8 protein-coding genes are annotated in these 20,204 nt (G+C 42.3%); 7 read left to right on the plus strand and 1 reads right to left on the minus strand.

The genetic code is table 11. The features are described 5' to 3' along the window. Positions 1 to 827 precede the first annotated feature (827 nt). Positions 828 to 2,219 (minus strand): arginine decarboxylase, encoded by a 1,392-nt coding sequence (locus tag FAZ15_RS16000; RefSeq protein ID WP_136902322.1) that lies wholly within the window; start codon positions 2,217 to 2,219, stop codon positions 828 to 830. A 109-nt stretch (positions 2,220 to 2,328) separates the two neighbouring features. Between FAZ15_RS16000 and argS the strand changes: the two genes are divergently transcribed. The 7 genes from argS to FAZ15_RS16035 all read left to right on the plus strand — a co-directional run. Beyond that, on the plus strand, positions 2,329 to 4,110 hold the full coding sequence (gene argS / locus FAZ15_RS16005; protein WP_136902323.1) for an arginine--tRNA ligase: 1,782 nt from the start codon (positions 2,329 to 2,331) through the stop codon (positions 4,108 to 4,110). A 47-nt stretch (positions 4,111 to 4,157) separates the two neighbouring features. After that, positions 4,158 to 5,231, plus strand: a complete 1,074-nt coding sequence (locus FAZ15_RS16010; protein ID WP_136902324.1) for a Gfo/Idh/MocA family oxidoreductase — start codon at positions 4,158 to 4,160, stop codon at positions 5,229 to 5,231. Positions 5,232 to 5,353: 122 nt separating this feature from the next. Continuing rightward, complete coding sequence (locus FAZ15_RS16015; RefSeq protein WP_262709312.1) at positions 5,354 to 6,550, plus strand: BaiN/RdsA family NAD(P)/FAD-dependent oxidoreductase; 1,197 nt, start codon at positions 5,354 to 5,356, stop codon at positions 6,548 to 6,550. A gap of 456 nt (positions 6,551 to 7,006) precedes the next feature. Continuing rightward, positions 7,007 to 8,470 carry an immunoglobulin domain-containing protein gene (locus FAZ15_RS16020; RefSeq protein ID WP_136902325.1) on the plus strand — a complete coding sequence of 488 codons (1,464 nt, stop codon included), beginning with the start codon at positions 7,007 to 7,009 and terminating at the stop codon, positions 8,468 to 8,470. Between the two features lie 47 nt (positions 8,471 to 8,517). Beyond that, positions 8,518 to 9,459 carry a hypothetical protein gene (locus FAZ15_RS16025; RefSeq protein WP_136902326.1) on the plus strand — a complete coding sequence of 314 codons (942 nt, stop codon included), beginning with the start codon at positions 8,518 to 8,520 and terminating at the stop codon, positions 9,457 to 9,459. 30 nt (positions 9,460 to 9,489) lie between these two features. Next, complete coding sequence (locus tag FAZ15_RS16030; protein ID WP_136902327.1) at positions 9,490 to 10,446, plus strand: T9SS type B sorting domain-containing protein; 957 nt, start codon at positions 9,490 to 9,492, stop codon at positions 10,444 to 10,446. 681 nt (positions 10,447 to 11,127) lie between these two features. Beyond that, positions 11,128 to 20,204: Ig-like domain-containing protein (locus FAZ15_RS16035; protein ID WP_136902328.1), on the plus strand; the 9,077-nt coding region annotated here is incomplete at its 3' end.

Genomic DNA, 20,204 nt, shown 5'->3' on the forward strand with positions numbered 1-20,204 from the left:
GCAGACTGTGTTGTAGGTAACATACAGGGAGCTGATAGTGTATGCTTGACTCAACATGTTACGTAACATGCTTTTAGAGAAAATTAGCTTAATAATACTTCCAATAACGAGGCATGATTTCTAGAATTAATGGGGTCATATGAGGAAATAGTTGCATCGTGTGTGGAGCTTATTCTCTCTATTTGTTGTAAATATAAAATATAAAGATAATGTAGTCGTGTTTTTGCTGGATGGAAAAAAAGCATACCAAGTAACTTATTGCGGTTAACGGTACATAGTTGACATATATCGCAATCTTTTCTTTCATAAGGGTGTTGTTTGATTGAAAAATATAAATATGTGTAACCTAAAGTTAAAATTGACGTCGCGAAGTGCATTTATAAACGACAATAATGGATAAACTTAGATCTCGAAGTAAGAAGTATGAGGTTGTCAACAAGTACGATGAATGGGAAATCGGTTATTAATCGGAAAGTTGCTGTTTCTTTTGGGTAGCGAATTGTTTCTAAATGATGGTAAACAGTTTCTAATCGATGCTGAATAGTTTCTACTGGGTGAATATCTGTTCTTAGTGCGTAATAGACTGTTCGTGTATAATGAACAATAAAATACGAGCAACAAGCAAGTAATATGATGTATCTAGAAAGCGGAATGATTTACGTACAAAGTGTTCGCATTACGTGTGATGTTACGTAGCTATTTAAAGCACCAAATATCTATTAACAGGCCATCGGATATGATAAGTTGCCGTATATATTTGGTGCTCTTAGGCCGGTATTTCTGTGTACCAGTGATCTGATTGATTTGACTATACCTTTCTTATTTATCTACTGGTATCCCAATAATTTCATGACTTGTTTTGAATTTTGTTCTTCGCCGAATACTTCGTAATTGAATGTCTCATCGCGGTTACGACGGATCAATACGTGCTTAGGCGAAGGGAGCAGACAGTGGTGTATCCCACCGTATCCACTTAATACATCCTGATAAGCGCCGGTATGGAAGAAGCCGAGATACTGTACTTTACGTGTTTTTGGCATAAAGACAGAACTGGTATGTGCCTCTTGGTTGTAGTAATCCTGCCCGTCGCAGGTAATCCCACCTAAATTAACCCGCTCGTATTCCGAATCCCAATTATTAATGGGTAGAAGGATGTATTTTTGGTTCAATGCCCATACATCGGGTAGATTGGTGATAAATGATCCATCGATCATAAACCATTTCTCCCGGTCATTTTGCAGTTTACGGCCCAATACTTTGTATAAAATCCCCGAAGCTTCTGCTACGGTATATTTTCCGAATTCGGTAATAATATCCGGTTCCATCACCTCATGGTGTGCACAGATCTGCTTGATGCGGTTCACGATTTCATTCACCATATACTCGTAGTCGAAATCATGTACCAAGGAGTCTTTGAATGGCATACCGCCACCTATATCCAAGGTGTCCAGATCTGGATTGATCTTTTTGAATTTACAGTATAAAGTCACGTATTTCTCCAATTCGTTCCAGTAATATGGCGTATCGGAGATCCCCGAATTGATAAAAAAGTGTAATAGTTTAACTTTAAAGTTTGGATTGTCTACGATTTTGTTGTTATAGAAGTCGATCACGTCTTCCATACGGATGCCTAAACGAGAGGTATAGAACTGCGAATCAGGTTGCTCCTCAGCTGCAATACGGATACCAAGGGAGCAGGGCTGGTCCAATTCGATCTCATCATCGTACAGATTGAATTCTTCTTTGTTATCCAATACCGGGATAATATTTTTGAATCCATCGTGGATCATATCAATGATATACTGTTTATACTGATACGTCTTAAATCCATTACAGATCACGGTGATATCCTTGGTGACTTTACCCTGGCGTTCCAAAGAATCGATCATCGGCATATCAAAAGCAGAGGAGGTTTCCAAGTGGATGTCGTTTTTCAACGCTTCTTCTACGATGTGCTTGAAATGCGAGGATTTCGTACAATAACAATATTTATAAGATCCGCGGTAATCGTGTTTCAGGATTGCGGTTTGAAACAAGATTTTCGCCTGTTGGATTTTTTTGCTGACAATGGGTAAATACGTAAAACGCAATGGCGTGCCATACGTTTCTATCATCTCCATCAAATTCAGGTCGTGGAAGTACAATTCGTCGTCGATAATTTCGAATCCGTCTTGCGGAAAACCAACACTTAGGTCAAGAAATTCCTGATAGCTCTGCATTTTTTATTATTTTTGGCAAAGATATACTTTCAGGATGAATACCTAAACAGTTAGGTTGATAAATTTCTAATTCATTATCAGAGGGTTGTAAAAATTACGAAATAATTACATGGCTACTTCTATTCAACAGACGCTCATCGAACAGACCGTTCGTGCTGTAAAAGAACTTTATAACGCGGAAATTCCTGCTTCCCAGATTACCTTGCAGGAGACACGCAAGGAATTTGAGGGACAGATTACCATTGTAACGTTTCCGGTAACACGCTTTTCTAAGAAATCCCCGGAGCAGACGGGAACGGAGATCGGTGAATACGTGCAGAGAAATATTGCGGAAATCTCCGGCTTTAATATTATTAAAGGTTTTTTGAATATCAGCCTAGCGGATGGCTATTGGATCGAACTCCTGAACAATACCTTGCTCAGGGTTGATTATGGTCAATTTCCGTCGAACGGGAAACGTTTGATGGTAGAGTATTCTTCTCCGAACACCAATAAGCCCCTGCATTTAGGACACATTCGCAATAACTTATTAGGTTATTCCGTGGCGGAGATACTGAAGGCTTACGGATACGATGTGGTAAAAGCTAATTTGGTGAACGACCGAGGAATCCACATCTGTAAATCGATGTTGGCCTGGCAGAAGTTTGGCAATGGAGAAACTCCGGAATCGGCTAACCTAAAAGGGGATCACCTGGTCGGAAAATACTATGTGATCTTTGATAAGGAATACAAAAAAGAAATAGAAGGTTTGGTGGCTGCAGGAAAGACGGAGGAAGAGGCGAAGAAGAATGCACCATTGATCAAAGACGCGCAGGAGATGCTCCAGAAGTGGGAGGCTGGTGACGAAGAGGTCGTCGGACTGTGGAAGACGATGAATACCTGGGTTTATGCGGGTTTCGAAAAGACATATAGTCAGCTCGGTGTTGATTTTGATAAATATTATTACGAGTCGAACACCTATCTGCTGGGCAAAGATATCATTCAGGAAGGTTTGGATTCGGGTGTTTTCTTTAAAAAAGAAGACAATTCGGTTTGGATTGACTTGAGTGACGAAGGTTTGGATCAGAAACTGGTACTGCGCGGTGATGGTACTTCGGTATACATCACACAGGACCTGGGGACAGCCCAGCTTAAGTATGACGAATTTGGGATGAATGAATCTATTTATGTCGTCGGAAACGAACAGGATTACCATTTTAAGGTGTTGTTTCTGATCTTAAAAAAATTGGGCAAATCATGGGCCGAAGGGCTGTTTCATCTGTCGTATGGCATGGTGGATCTTCCTTCGGGTAAAATGAAGTCTCGTGAAGGAACGGTTGTGGATGCGGATGATCTCATGGCGGAAATGATTGAAACCGCACAGACGCGTACCGAAGAATTAGGGAAGACCGAAGGATTAACGGAAGAAGCCAAAGCGGAATTGTATAATACGATTGGTATGGGGGCATTGAAATACTTTTTGTTGAAAGTAGATCCGAAAAAAAGACTATTATTCGATCCGAATGAATCGGTGGATTTTCAAGGCCATACGGGTCCGTTTATCCAATACACACATGCCCGTATTAAATCGGTATTGCGCAAGGCAGCATATGCTTCGGGTTCCGCTGCTATACCATCAGTTTTATCGGTGTTTGAGCGCGACCTGATTCAGTCGTTGGCAAATTATCCGGCTATTATTCAAGCTTCGGCGACGGAATTTAGTCCGGCACAGCTGGCAAATTATGTGTATGATGTGGCTAAGTTGTATAATAAATTTTACCACGAAGAGACGATCCTGAAAGCAGAAGATCCCGATGTTAAAGCATTTCGACTGAACCTATCCGCGACTGCGGCCAAGGTGATATCGGAGAGCATGCGGATGTTAGGGATTGCTGTTCCGGAACAAATGTAGTTGGAAAGCAAATGTGCAAATTTGCAAATCAGCAAAAAAAATGTAAGATGGACAAAATCAAAGTAGGACTAATCGGATTCTCTATCGGAGGGCATGTATTTCATGCTCCTTTTATCGCTGGTAATCCCGATTTGGAATTATATAAAGTAACAGCACGAAAGCCCGAGCAACAGCAACTACTGGCCGAGCGGTATCCCGATGCCATCGGGGTTTTGTCTGCAGATGAAATTATTGCTGATCCGGAGGTAGATCTGGTCGTCGTGGCGACCTCGAATGATGTGCATTTTTCGTTGGCGAAAAGTGCGTTGGAAGCCGGTAAACATGTGGTTGTGGAGAAACCTTTTACCAATACGACGGCAGAAGCAGACGAACTGATTTCCTTGGCAAAGTCAAAGGGGCTGTTGTTGTCTGTACATCACAATGCCCGTTTTCATTCGGATTTTAAGACGGTGAAAAAAGTTATTTCCTCAGGACGCTTAGGTAGATTGGCGAATTATGAAGCACGGTACGACCGCTTTCGTAACTTCCTTCGACCGGGAGCCTGGAGAGAAGAAAACCTTCCCGGTTCAGGGATCCATTATGACCTGGGAGCGCATCTGATTGATCAAGCACTGCAGTTGTTCGGACAGCCTGAGACGGTATTTGCTGACCTCCGCGTACAGCGTGATGGTGCAAAGGCCATTGATGATTTTGAATTTATCCTGTCTTATCCCCGGTTAAAAGTTTCCCTCAAAGGACAGATGCTGGCAAAACAAGCTACTCCACGGTATAGCTTGTTTGGAATGAACGGTACATTTATCAAAGGAGGGGTCGATCCGCAGGAAGCACTCCTTAGGAATGGCGCTATGCCTCATCGTATCGACAATTGGGGACAGGAAGACGAGACGTCGTTTGGAAAGCTGGCCTTACTTGAAAATGGTGCAGATGTAGAAGAGCTGGTGCCGAGTGAAGTGGGGTCTGGTCAGGATTTTTACACCAATATTGCTGCCGTTTTAAAAGGTGATGGAGAACTTTTTGTAAAAGCCGAGCAAGCCCGTGATGTAATCCGTATCTTGGAGCTTGCGGAGCACTCGGCAGCTGAGCAGCGAACTATTCCACTGAAAGGGGAGCTGATTTCCTAGGTTTGTTGTTTTTGTATCGTCACTGCGAGGGGGATTACGACGCGGCAGTCTTTGGCAAATGATGAATAATATCGTCTCTTCTGTGCTTATCGCGATGACGATAGAAATAAATAAAATAGACTTTGAAAAATTACGACGCAATTATCATAGGGGCAGGAGCCTGCGGACTTATGTGTGCTGCACAAGCCGGTTTGTTGGGTAAAAAAACACTCGTGCTGGAACGCAACGATAAACCCGGAGCTAAGATTTTGATCTCGGGTGGCGGTCGCTGTAATTTCACCAACCTGTATACGACTGTCGATAATTTCGTCTCGGAGAATCCACAATTTTTAAATGCTGTATTTGCACAGTGGACGATAGACGATACCATACGTTTCTTTGAAGACTTCGGAGGCATAAGGGGGGAAGAAAAAACCTTAGGGCAACTATTCCCCACAACCAATAAAGCCAAGGATATTGTCGCCGTATTTACTAAACTTCTCTACGATACCGGGCAGGATCTTTGGTTGGATACCCTAGTGAAATCAGTCGATCAAACCGCGGATGGATATGCCATTGCGATCGAAAGAGCCGGTAAAGAACAGGTGCTCCATTGCAAAAAGGTGGTACTTGCTTCGGGAGGATTGCCCGTAACCAAATTGGGGGCTTCGGATTTCGCTTTGCGCACAGCCCGAAAACTGGGCATGCAAGTGATCGGTACTGCGCCTGCTTTAGTGCCCCTGACGATCACCGGCAAAGATGCCGAATGGTATGCTTCTCTATCAGGTAATTCGGTTTTTGCACGGGTCTATAATGATCGTATTTCTTTTGATGAGAATATCCTTTTTACGCACTGGGGACTGAGTGGCCCAGCTATATTACAAATCTCTTCCTATTGGCGGGCAGGAGAGGTCTTTACCATGGACCTGTTGCCGAAGTTTAAATTAGAAGAACTCATCAAGCGGGAACGTGAACTCGGCGGGAAGCGAACCATTGGGCAGTTGTTAAATGACTATTTTACCAAGAAGATGGTCGAAGCGCTGGCGAAGTTTTTACCCATTGACACGAAGATCGCTTCGCTTGGGAAAGCTGATGCAAAGCGTATCGTCGAGACGATACATGCCTTTAAGGTAAAGCCTGCGGGTGATAAGGGGTACGATAAGGCGGAGGTGATGCGCGGCGGTATTGCTACAGACGAGTTAAAACCCAAAACATTGGAAGCCAAAAACTTTCCCGGTCTCTATATCGGTGGAGAAGCGGTAGATATTACCGGTTGGCTCGGTGGTTATAATTTCCAGTGGGCCTGGGCCGCTGGCGTCGCTATTGCACAGGATCTTTAGGGTGTTAAGCTTTCCATTTTTTTATTGCCTCTATTCTTAAATCGATAATCGGTAGCCACTTTCTGCTCCGATCTCGGCATATTTTAATCTGCGGGATAGATGGACCAACCGCTTTTGGAGGCTAAAAATTCGTTTCGTTACAATCCGTAATAAATAATGTGCCTTTTTTATGCCGTTAGTTCGGTCACAGGTAGACTGTCTAGTTCTTTTTCTTTGTGTCTAATTATTAGTGAGTTAAAAGCTTTTCTTTTGAAATGTTAAACCTGCTTGGTGTTTTTTGCTGTCATCATATTTAATTAATAAAAGAATAGTGTTTCTTTTGTTAAAATATATTTTTAATTTTAGTTCGGATGCAAAGCAATATATTCAAGGAATAGAAGTGACTCTATCATCCCCTGTGAAAAGCAATATTTATTAACCGAATTAATCTTTTTAATTCATTTTTTTAACAACGTGATGGGAGCGTGCAAGCTTGCAAGACTGGGTATAGGTCTATTGCTGTTTTTAGCAATGGTGCAGGTGGGGTATGGGCAGACAAAAATACTTGCGAATGAGATAACTTATACTAGTCCTAATGGAATGTCCTCTTTAATAGGATGTGGCAGTTTTCCCCCCTACTTACAGCCTTGTTATAATACACCGACTATCAGTAACTCAGGAAATGCACTCTTGAATGATAATACTTATGCTAGGTTATTGGCTAGTCCAGGTCTTCTCGTGGGATTAGCGTCGTATGAAGGAGGAATTGAACTAAAATTTGCTGCCAATAGACCAGCTAATAGTTGGGCATTTGTTCAAATTAATGCAGATTTAGACCTTTTAGGAGCGTTACTTGGTGGCAGTTTAGGAAATTTATTAGGTGGAGTTCTTGGTTCGGTTCTATTAGGGAATCAAGAATTTGAAATTCAAGCGAGAAATTCGTTAGGTGCCGTTGTTGAGATTCGTAATAGCAATCAAAATTTTAGTACGGATCGGGTAAGGATAGTTGTGGATAAAATTGGGAATCATTATCTAGCTATAAAGCCAGATCAAGTTTTTGATCGAATTAGAATCATAAATAGATCTGTGTCAGCCGTAGGATTGGGTACTCAATATACTTTTGACGTTTATAATGCCTTCTATTTAGATAATATAGATAATTGTTCAGGTATATTTTCAACATCCTTCGAAGGGGCAGGTATTGATTTAGATCTTCTTGGCTTAGGAGGGACATTAACCTCAAATTTGCATCGAGCAATAGATGGCGATTTAGAAACATATTCAACATTGAGTGGCGGTCTGCTAGAGGTTGGCGGGAGTCTCCGTCAATCGTTTTATCTCGGAAATTTAAGTTCTGCGAATTCATCTATAAATATTACTATTGGGGCAGCTCCATCTATTCTTAATGTTGAATTATTAAGTAATATATCTTTCATGGCTTATAATGGTTCTGATGAGGTCGAGAATAAGACTTTAACTGAATTGGGATTAAGTGTCGATTTACTAGGGCTTTTAGTTGATGGTTCTCCAGTGTCATTTGGATTTCGTCCTCAAGCAGCATATGATAGGGTTGAAATTAGAATTAATCAAGCATTGGGTTTGGGCACTGGTGAAAGTCTCCGAGTCTACGAAGTTTCTGGTACTCCGCATATTGATTTGATTCCTGAACCAAATTTGTCAGATGCGTTAACAGGTTGTGAAGAGCTAGATTTAATGGATGCGATTGCAAACCGTCAACTTAATTATTATGAGTATAAATTTTATACACAATCTATTGGAGGTATAGCTTTGTCTTCTTCAATAGTCACTGAAACGGGGACTTACTATATTGAAGCGATAGATATAGAAACGGGCTGCTCTTCACTAAGGGTAGCAGTGAACGCTACTGTATCGCCGCTTCCAGGTAAACCTCACCTCACGATATCAGATGTTATTAACTAAGTGAAAAATATTAAATACAAAATGCTAAACAATTAAAATTAATCAATATGAAAAGTCAATTAAAATTATGGAAAACAGGGCTGGTAGCATTGTTTCTATTGGTATTAGCAGATGGAGCTTATGCACAACTTGTCGCACCTGTCCCGTCATCTCCGGTTACTAATAAGACGGATTTGAATTTAGGTACCCTGGACGACGGAGTTTTGCCTATTACAGATCAACCTAATACAATTCTTTTTTACAAAGAAAATGCAGGTGTTTCTGAGACAGGATTGACTTTAAGAGCAAGTTTGGTAGATAATAGCTCTGTGCCACTAACTTTTACCAGCTATATTTGGTATAAACTAGCGTATGATGGAGTGGCCGAGACACCGGTAGTAGTAGCGGGCGAGACGACACGTGATCTAGTATTGGGCGCTTTGGAGCCTGGATACTATAAATACCGAGTATACGGATTAGTGGAAGATGGCACCGTGACTTGTCAGTCTGATGAGTTTCAGGATATTGTGTTTTTCGTTCTGCGTCCAGTGGACCCAACAGCGAATCCAGAGATAGGGAGTATTACACAATTTTGTGAAAATGTGGTGCCGACTACCGGTTTACAACTTAATGCTAGCCTCGTCTTTGATGCTAATGTTGCATATCAAGGAGGTTATCCTAATGCTGATGTCGATCAATTTGAGATGACTTACAGGTGGTATGCGATTAATATTGATGCTCCGGGCACTCAAATTGAATTACCTGGTAACGTTAATACCGTATCAGGAGCATCCAATTCATTAACTATAACTGATTATAGTAATCTTTTGGTACCCGGTACTTATCACTTTTACGTTGAAGTTCAGTATAGTGAAGATATCAAAGAAAGAGAGAACAGGCCTCATGCACTATGGACAGCTCAAGTCGGAGGTTCCGTCACTCCATATGAATTGGTTGTTACACCGAAACCTGGAAGGCCAACTATCACGATCGAAGCTGTTAACGATTAATAGCTGAATTTTCGTATCGATAACAATATCATGCAAGGTTTGCTACGTCATATCCTAATGTCATTTGTTGTGCTTCTGCTGGCTTTACCGCGGGCAGAGGCACAGCAGCAGACCTTGCGTATTGTTAGCGGTAAAAAGGTAACATTGCGGGCTGATGCCGTACATGCCTTATCTTATATCTGGTTCAAAAATGGGGAGTCTATAAACGGTTTCCATGATCAGCGTATTGTAGTCACTGAAGCCGGAGTTTATACCGTAATCGCGCTAGGTGATGGCTGTAATTCTGATCTTTCGGATCCGGTTGAAATTATTGTAGATCCGCTTGGAGAAGAGATCACGGTGGATGTAGAAATCCGAAACCTGCCTTCGGCAAAATCCGTATTGGTAAATAATACGATGAACCATCAGCTGATGCTGATCAATCATGGTGATGATGCGGTGACCGATTTAATTGTTACGTTCGATCTCCCTCGGGAAGTAGAATATGTCGGAATTTTGGAAGGATATGTAGGTACTGTTACGTATGATGCCGCAAACAGGCAGATTATATGGAAAGTACCAAAGATGGAAACAAAAGAAGCACTCTCATTATGGGTAGAGCTGAGAGGTGCTATACCGGGAACGGCAATAACCTTGGCAACGGTAATAAGTGAGCATACTAATGCCGAATTATCGAATAGTGAGTCTCTAACTGAAGTGGATGTCGTGTACTTCTTTATACCAAATGTATTCACGCCGAATAACGATGGCTTTAACGATTATTTTGAGATAAAGGGTTTGGAATCTTTTGAAGTCAAAAGATTGCGGGTATTTAACCGACATGGTAACGAAGTCTACCATTCTCAAAACTATCAGAACGATTGGGGTGGTCTGGGGCTGAAAGACGGTACTTATTTTTATTATTTGGAGATAGAAGATCCGAAGAAAGGCAAATATACAACGAAAGGATACGTAATGATTATGCGTGCCATTTCTTATCGTCAATAGGGACGAAAAGATCGGGAAAATGGGGTCGGAATATTACCTATTATAGGTGAAGTTTGGGGATAAACAAGTAACGGATTATGAAAAGATCGAGCAGTTATTGGAACTAAAAAGAAGAAGCCAAACGGTGGACAGAAGGTGGACTAGGAAGTGGCGTTGCCGATATTATTTTCCGTGTTCAGGAGGTAGAGTAGGAGAAATGACGTTTTAATTCTGTTTTTTTTGAATAACAAAGGTGTATATTAACGTTAAAACATCTATTTTTTTGTAGCTGTAAATTTACTTAATGATGTGTTTTTTTTCTAAGTAAGAAAAATGTGTTATCAATCAGTTTTAAAAGTGATCTTAGTAACATTTTTATAAAATGATTTTAATCAAATTTTTATTAAATAACAGTAAGCATTCGATTGTTTTTCTTTAGGAGATATTTTAATTGTTAAATAATGTTAAATATATCTTTTGTTTAATTATTGATAATATTATTTGTTTTTGAAATTTATAAAATTTCTAATATTATATCTGTATTAATTTTTATAAAAAAATTTTTTTATTACACTATTTCTTAATTAGATTTGTAGTGGGTCAAGAGATTTTATCCTGACCTGAAGTTATGAAAAACATATTATTAATCTCAGTGTCCAAAGCTTTTGGTATCTGATATTAAATTTATACTACTTACTATCTATGAAAAACATCAACACTGTGGACCTTACACCGGGGACGCTGTCCCCGGTTAAGTGCGTTCTAATGTTTATCTTGCTGATTTTGGGGATCACAAGTTACGGACAAACGAAGGAGTATGCTGATTCTCAGAACTGGGGTAGAAGGGGTGAAAGTGCCCTTTCGTTAGGGAATTATACTCCTACAACTAGTAACACCTTCGCCGAGGTAATCAGTCCTACGCTAGCCGCAAACGGGAATGAAACTGATTTTGCGACGCTTATTGCTAAGTTTTCGGGAATAAGTGTTCCACTTGTAGGAACTGTAGGTGTTTCGGGAGAGGCGTGGACGCAATTAATATTGCCGCAAACCCAGCCTGGAGGAAGTACAACCTATGTAAGGATTGATCGTCCAACAACCAGTGGAGTAGGTGTGGATCTCGTTGGACTTGTTGGAAGTTTAACCGGGCTTCTGTCAACAGATTTGATTTTTGCAAACGCATGGACCGGAGCGACTCCGGGAAGTAATAATATTGAATCGGGTTCGGCGGTTGCTAGTAGTAGTTCGACGATAGTAATGGATGCACAAGGCAATATTTATATTGCAATTCGGTCTGCATCTCCTTATAATGCCGTTCGTGTACGACTTCGGTATCCTAAGAATATCTTGGCTTTAGGTTTGGGAGCAAGTGTTTCCCTGAACGTGCGTGATGCGTTTACACTAAACAGCGCCATCTGTGATCCAGCATTATTTACGGATGAAGGTCAAACAACGGGAATATCTGTCAATCTAGGTGATGTGGTTAAAAATCCATCAAACGCTATTGATGCTAACACATCAAATTATTCTGAAATTTCTACAGGTACATTAAATATACTAGGATCTGCTTCTCAAAATATTTATTTTCCGACACTTTCCGAAGCGAATTCTACTTTAAAGGTTCGCTTGCAAGTCAGTTCTTCTACCGTAAATGCTAATTTATTGGGCGCTTATCATATTCGAGCATATAATGGAAATACGTTGGTCGAAAACATCAGCTTGGGTGGCGGATTAATCAGCGGCCTAGATGTATTAGGATTATTAAGTAGTGGAGGGATAGCGACTATTCCTATTGAGGTGGCTAGTCCGTTTGACCGTGTAGAGATAGGATTGTACAGTACGGTAGGCCTAAATTTGGCGGCTTCAGATTTACGTATTTACGGCGTAACACGTTCAAGTGCATCTTGTCCGGAGCCGACTCCGACAGAGAACCCACTTTTCGAGCCGATGTGTGCGAATACAACAGTTGTTTCTTCTCTAAATGCGGATGATCCTCAATTTGCGGTCGATGATAATTTCGATAGCTACGCTACGATACGCTCCGACGCAGGAATTCTTGTTGGTTTAGGAAGTAGGGCTGGTCATTTGGAAGTGAATTTTCCTGCTCAGGTTCCGGCTGGTAAAACAACTTATATCCGTATTGATTATGATGAAGATATACTGAAATCATTGTTAGCCGGTAGTCTTGGTGATGTCGTAGGCGGCTTGGTAAATGGTTTGGTGTTAGGTAACCATTTCTTCGAAGTACAATTGAAGGATGGGGGTACACAAACACTAAATACCTCAAGTGCGAATCTTTTTGATTCGTCAAATGGTCAAGTTAGAATTGTACAAGATAAGGCAGGTAGATATTATATTGCCGTTAATGCAAACCAACCGTTTACGAATATCAGATTAACGGATCGTACAACGGCTGTTGTTGGCTTGTTGTCTGCCGACAAATACTTAAATGTCTATAACGTATGTTACGATGCGAGTAATGAAATATGTGATCCTGCGTTCTCCACTTCTTATGAAGGAAGCGGTATTACATTGGACTTATTGCAACTTGGACAAACAGGTGTGTTGAACCCTGAACGGGCGATTGACGATGATGAAAATACATTCTCGGAAATCAATCTGGGCGCTCTGAGTATTGCGGGATCGATGTCGCAATACATCCACTTTAATTCCTTAAGTGATGCCCAATCTGTTTTCAAAATAAAATTGGCTGTCCAAGCAAGTCAAACACTAAATGTTGACTTACTTGGTGCCTACGAAATAATTGCCTATAATGGCAATACGGAAGTGTACCGTCGATCTTTAGGCGGTGGGCTGTTAAATGGTACAAATGTATTGAACCTCTTGGAGGCCGGTAATCCGGGTACATTAACCTTTGCTCCTGGAAAAGCATTCGACCGTATTGAAATACGTGTCAACTCATTAGTAGGTGTAAGCGCGTTCGAATCGGCAGTGGAGGTCTACGATGTGAAACGGTTTGGTCCTACAGGTTCTGGATGTGAAGATCCGGACTTTGTATTGCCAGCGCCGACACCGACACCTTTTGAGGATCCGTCTTGTGAGGCTACGGTCGTAGCATGGGAACATGCAGATTACGCTTATCTTGCTGCTGATGGTAACAATGAATCATATGCTACTTTAACAGCAAGTAGCGGTACGTTGTTAGGTATGGGTGCATATAGTGGTTTCTTAGAATATGAGTTTCCAACCATTATTCCTGCAAATAAAACAACTTATGTACGTATTGACATGGAGGATAATCTATTACCTCGCTTGTTGAGCGGTACATTGGGAACGTTGGTAAATACGGTTGGAGGCTTAGTATTGGGTGATCATTATTTCTCGGTACAGGCTAAAACGGCACAGACGGGTGGTACTACGGTATTAACGGGATCTAGCCAGGCAGCCTTTGTGGATGTAAATGGTGGTGATCTTCGTATCGTACAGGATAATATAGGTAGATACTATATTGCAATTACACCAAATGCGGATTATCAAAATATCCGAATTACGGAACATTTTCCTTCTCTAGTTGGCTTGACGCAAGATGTGGCTTCGATGAAGATCTTTGAAGCTTGTATGGAGATCGGTACAGACAACTGTCTGCCAGGTCAATTCACGTCGTTCGATCAATCCGGACTTTCATTAGGTCTACTGAATGGAGCTGGCGTGAACAATCCGGATCATGCAATCTCTTTAAACTCTTCTGACTATTCTGAAATCAGCACAGGTACTGCTGCTGTAGCCGCGGAAGTCTCACAACGTATTTATTTTAATAAACTATCTACGGCAGGTGATACGCTAAAAGTACGTTTGCAACTTGATCCGTCGAGCTTAGCATCTGTTGATCTTTTAGGCAGATACCGCATAGTAACGTATAATGGTAGTGCTGTAGCAGAAACGTTTACACTACAACAAGGGGTAATTAATAATCTGAATTTATTGAATCTTTTCAGTTCAGGTGGTATTCAGACATTGACCTATCAAGCTGCTCTTCCTTATGATAGAGTAGACGTAATCGTTGGATCTACTGTAAATGTAGCATTGACACCTTCCGTGCGTCTTTATGAGGTGAAACGTATCGGTGCAGGCTGTCCAACAACGACAACACCTTCTCCTTTTGAAAATCCAACTTGTATTACTACCGTAATTGGTGCATCGAATGCGGATAATATAGATAATTTATTCGATGATGATTTTGATTCGTATGCAACCTTGAATTCGGGTGCTGGCGTATTATTAGGCCTCGGTAATCAGTATGAAGGTTTTGTCGAGCTTGGATTTGGCGAAAAAATACCGGCAAATAAAACGGCTTATGTACGTATTGACTTCGATCCAACTTTGTTAGATCATCTTTTGGGTGGTAGTATCGGTGGTACATTGGCTAGTGTTGTAAATGGTTTAGTATTGGGAGACCACTACTTCTCTGTACAGGCTAAAGATGGGGCAACGGTGGTTCTTCAAGGAGGTAGTAACAATAACTTTGGTGGCAACAACGATAGACTCCGTATTGTTCAGGATAACGTAGGACGATACTATATCGCGATAACACCTACTGCCGAATATGACGCAATTCGTATTACCGATCATACCAATTCTTTATTAGGTTTGTTGGCACAACCGAATTCGATGAATGTATATGGTGCATGTGTGGATAATCCGGTAACAGATTGTCAACCGGTATTCACGACATCATACGATGCTTCAGGTTTGGCGTTGACAGCTTTAGGTCTTGCCGGTTCAGGTGTGGATAACGCGGATCATGCAATCAACGCAAATACAACAGATTATTCTGAAATCAGTTTAGGCAACGTAGCTGTCGGTACGTCTGTAAAACAATATTTTGATTTCCGTAAGAGTGCATTGCCAAGTGAAGTCGTGAACTTGACTTTACAGTACGGTTCAGGTGCTTTGGATGCAAACCTTATCGGTGGCTTGGAAATCATTGCATACCATGGCGCTACTCCAGTAGCAACTTTAGATGTACAAAGCCAATTGATTAATGGTTTAAATGTACTGGGTATTCTTAATAACGGTACGAAAGGTGTCATTCCTTTTGCTCCAGGCGTGGAATACGATAAAATAAGCATAGGCTTAAGAGGTGTTTTGAATGTGAGCGTATTGCCTGCATTAAGGGTGTACGCAGTTGAGAAAGATTGTAATACGCCACTGTTCGACACTTGGAAGTCTTACCAAGAGACAACCAGCGGAACGGCTGTCGCTAATGTTAAAGGTGGTGAAGAAATTGAATACACCATCCATATTGCGAATACAGGTGCGGTAGCATTAACAAACTACCGTGTGGTAGATACCATTCCGGAATATACAACGTATGTTGCGGGCTCAGGTGGTGTGTTAGTCGCAGACAGTGTAGTTTTTGAGAATGTAACGATTGCAGTGGGTGACACAGCAAGAGTTTCCTTTAAAGTTACCGTAAATGCGGACTTAACAGGCGCGACAAACATCAGTAATGTAGCGTTTATAAAAGAAAATGAAAATGATCCGGGTACAGGTACGGTACCTCCGGCTGATCCGACTGATCCTACAGCGGGCCCGGATGAGAACGTTCCTCCAGGTACGCCGACAGATATTCCAGTGGATCCGATGGCTTCGGTGTCGACTTGGAAAGGTTTTGGTATCGCTAACGGTACGAGTACAACTTTGGTTAGTGGTGGTGAAACGGTAACGTATACGATATACATAGCAAATACGGGTAACCAAGCTTTAACAGGAGTATCAATTTCGGATGCCTTGCCTGTCGGAACAACGTATGTATCCGGTGGCACGTTAAATGGTGCGTCTGTTGATTTTACAGGAATCGATATTTCGGTAGGAGATACAGTAACGAGAAGCTTCGAGGTATTGGTTCAAGATAATTTGACCGGTATAACAGAAATCAGTAACATAGCTATAGTAACGGCTGCCGGAACACCGACCTCGACAGCTCCTGCAGATCCAACTGATGCAACGGCTGGTCCAGCACCGGGAACTAACCCGGGTGATCCTACCTTGATTCCAGTTGATCCGACAGATGATATCGTCGCTTGGAAAGGATACAATATCGCAAACGGCGCATCTACTACTACGGTGAGTGGCGGGGAAGATGTAACGTACACGATTTATATTAAAAATGAAAGTAATCAGGATTTAACGGGCTTGTCCGTATCCGATGCTATTCCTGCAGGTACGACCTATGTTTCAGGTGGTACATTGAATGGTAACACCGTCGACTTTATAAACATCAATGTAGCCTTTGGACAGACTGCATCTGTAAGTTTCGTGGTCAAAGTGGATGTAGACTTAACTGGTATCGATGCAATTAGTAATGTTGCACTCGTTAAAATAGATCCGTCTGATCCAGGTACACCTACAGTACCTCCAGCTGATCCTACCGATCCTCCGGCTGGACCTGACCCTGGTGCAACTCCGGGTGACCCAACCGAGATTCCGGTACAAGCAATTTATACCATCGACTTGAGCTTAGATGGGGTAAGTAATGGTGCGAACTCTGGACAAGCGCAAGCAAATGATGTAATTACCTATACGGTTACCATTACAAATACAGGAAATAAAGATTTAACAAACGTTCAGCTTGTTGACGCCATTCCGGCGAATACGACATTGCTTGATGCGGGTGACTTTACCCAAAATGGTCCGAACGTGGAGTTAACCATTCCGACATTGGCCGTGGGTGCAACACAAACCTATACATTTACAGTAACGGTAGATGATCCACTTGATACTGGTGTCGTATTGTCTATCGACAATAGCGTAACTGCCAGCAATGCAGAGGTAAGCGAGACGGCAACACACAGTATGCCGACTGATTGTATAGAACTCGGGTTAGCAAACTTAGACCTGACAACTTCCGTCGGACAGGTATGTATTGGTGGATCTGTTACCTTAAGTGCAGACCTTTTGGGCGCAGCAGCGGGTATAGACCCAACTTTCATTAAGTGGTACCGTGGATTCAATGGCAACGCACTAAGTGGTTATTTAGGCGAAGGCGCTTCCATAGTAGTGACTCCGACACAAACGGGTACTGCAACCTATTATGCAATTATCGCGGGATCAGGCTTCTGTTTCGACAATCCTCCTGCGCAAGTGTCACTATCTGTAAATGCATTGCCAAGTACACCAACAATAACGGCAAGTGCAGCTACAGTGTGTGAAGGTGAATCGGTGACATTGACTGCTACAGCAGGTGCTACTAGCTATATCTGGTACAGAGGTGCTGATTTATTATTAGAAACCTCAAATACATTGACAATCGCTTCTGCTTCTTTATCAGATGCAGGACAATATACAGTGAGCGCTGTTAATGCGGCTAATTGTGAAAGTGCAGTTTCTGCACCGGTAACTATTGGTGTTACACCAAGAGCAACTGCAGCCGATGTCGCAGTGACAGGTAACGACCCAGTATGTGAAGGATCAGCAGTAACGTTAACGGCAACTTCTACGCTTACGAATCCAATTTTCTATTGGTACGAAAGTGCTGCTGCAACAACGCCGGAATTTACTGGACCTAGCTTGAATTTGGTGCCAAATGCGACAGTAACCTATTATGTTGCTGTATCGGCAGACGGTGTTTGTGAGAGCGCAATTGCGGATCGCGTTCCAGTAACCGTTACGGTAAATCCAGCTCCGGTAATCGTGTTTAACGAAGCATCTTCTTATGCAATAGAAATAAACGAAAGTGTTGCTGTGCCAACGTACAATACCGAGGCCGGTGTGACTTACCAATGGAAAGATCAGTCGGGTGTCGACTTTAACGGAACGACCTTCGGACCATTTGCTTCTCCGGGTACGCATGTTTATACCTTGATCGGAACAAATACACTTTCGGGCTGTCAAACAGCTGCGAGTGTAACTATCCGTGTATTCAATCCGGGCGAATGTCCTCCGGTATATACAAGAGTATATGGAAATGATGCGTCGCAATATGATGTAACTAAACTGTTGTTTATTAACTTGGGTTCCGTAACGAATCCAACCCAAGCAGCAGATCAAAATGTGGCAACATTCAGTACACTGACAGAGGTGGCTAACGTAGCCGGACTTTTGGGACAAACTTACCAGAACATCAAATGGACTGGTAGCCCAATTGCTGCTGGTACTCCTGTAACCGTGAAATTAGGAAAGACTTTAACTGTTGCACAGCTTGCCGGTGGTATACGTGTTCAGCCAATCAATGCTGCAGGAAATCCAGTTGGTGTATCGCATCTTGTCGATGGAGACTTAGTCAACATCGTTGCTGGTGAGAATATTTTTGATTTCACCTTCGTTCCAACAAATGCAAGTGGACAGCAAGTACCTTATAGCGGAGTGAAAGTTTACTTATCTGCTTTAGCTACTGTAGCGCAGTCTGTAAATCTATACGAAGCATATTACCATACTCCAGGTACGCCAGATTGTGACGACCCGAATGGCGTGGTCGATGTATTAAGTGGTATCGAGCGTCCAATCGGAGGTGTAGGTGCATTGAATGGTTTAGTCAATGTTATCGATGCTGAGAATGCAGTGGACGGTAATAATGGAACTTTTGCAGTGCTCAACAATGCGGTTGGTGTTAACGCGTATACCCGCTTAGAAGTATTGTATAGCACACCTGCACTTGCTGGCGATACGCTGACCATCAGAGTTGGAAAACCATCGTCACTATTGACAGTAGGTTTGTTAGAATCCTTTACGATTCAACCTTACCTAGGCAATACAGCGGTAGGTGCACCAATCCATAACGATGGCACGTTATTGAAGATCACGCTTCTTGCCGGAAACGAGCAAGCTGATGTGAAATTCATCGCTAATGCGCCGTTTGATCGCGTGAAGATCCTATACGGTGGTGTGGCTTCTGTACTGGATCAATTGCAGGTGCATGAGATTACACGCACGATTCCTGCTGTTGTCGCAGGACCAAATGGTGATAACAAATTTGAAATTTGTCCAGAAGGTGATATTACGATCCCAGTTCCAGACAATTGTACAACATATTTAATCTACGATGCGCCTACAGGTGGTAACGTGGTTGATGTGACAACATTAGCACCGGGATTACATACCTTATATGTACAAACGGTACGTTTTGGTACATGTGAGACTGGAGATAGAACGCCAATTGAAATTGACGTGAACGAACTTCCAGCGGCACCGGTAGTAACCAATCAAACGGTTTGCCAGACTCCAGTAACGGCAACTGTTAATTACGATGTGGAGGTATTGGCAGATCATACGTTAGTTTACTATGCTACTGCTTCTTCGACTACACCGCTTCCAGCAATTCCTACAGTGAATAGCAATGTGGTGGGTACGACTATTGTTTATGTAAGTCAAATCAGTACGATAACAGGTTGTGAAAGTCCTCGTGTAGCTGTGAGCATCACGGTAGACGAAGTATTAGCACCGGCATTAACTGAACTTACACAGGTGTTCTGTGAGATCGATGCAGCTACGGTTGCCGATCTGAATACAGCAGGAGCAACAGGTCCGGTGTTATGGTACACGACTGCCACAGGCGGTACGGCACTTACGCCAGCGACAGCCCTTGTAGACGGTACATATTATGCAGCCCAGGTAGTTGACGGCTGTGAGAGCGCAGATAGAACGGAAGTAACCGTTACGATCACGAAAACTCCGGCACCAACATTGACTGAACTTACACAGGTGTTCTGTGAGATCGATGCAGCTACGGTTGCCGATCTGAACACAGCAGGAGCTGCAGGTCCGGTGTTATGGTACACGACTGCCACAGGCGGTACGGCACTTACGCCAGCGACAGCCCTTGT

This window comes from Sphingobacterium olei, assembly GCF_005048855.1.
GTDB classification, from domain to species: Bacteria; Bacteroidota; Bacteroidia; order Sphingobacteriales; family Sphingobacteriaceae; genus Sphingobacterium; species Sphingobacterium olei.

Bases quoted from the DNA above. Each gene is read 5' to 3' on its own strand.
- FAZ15_RS16000 (WP_136902322.1), bottom strand. From the start codon at position 2,219: ATGCAGAGCTATCAGGAATTTCTTGACCTAAGTGTTGGTTTTCCGCAA.
- argS (WP_136902323.1), top strand. From the start codon at position 2,329: ATGGCTACTTCTATTCAACAGACGCTCATCGAACAGACCGTTCGTGCT.
- FAZ15_RS16010 (WP_136902324.1), top strand. From the start codon at position 4,158: ATGGACAAAATCAAAGTAGGACTAATCGGATTCTCTATCGGAGGGCAT.
- FAZ15_RS16020 (WP_136902325.1), top strand. From the start codon at position 7,007: ATGGGAGCGTGCAAGCTTGCAAGACTGGGTATAGGTCTATTGCTGTTT.
- FAZ15_RS16025 (WP_136902326.1), top strand. From the start codon at position 8,518: ATGAAAAGTCAATTAAAATTATGGAAAACAGGGCTGGTAGCATTGTTT.
- FAZ15_RS16030 (WP_136902327.1), top strand. From the start codon at position 9,490: ATGCAAGGTTTGCTACGTCATATCCTAATGTCATTTGTTGTGCTTCTG.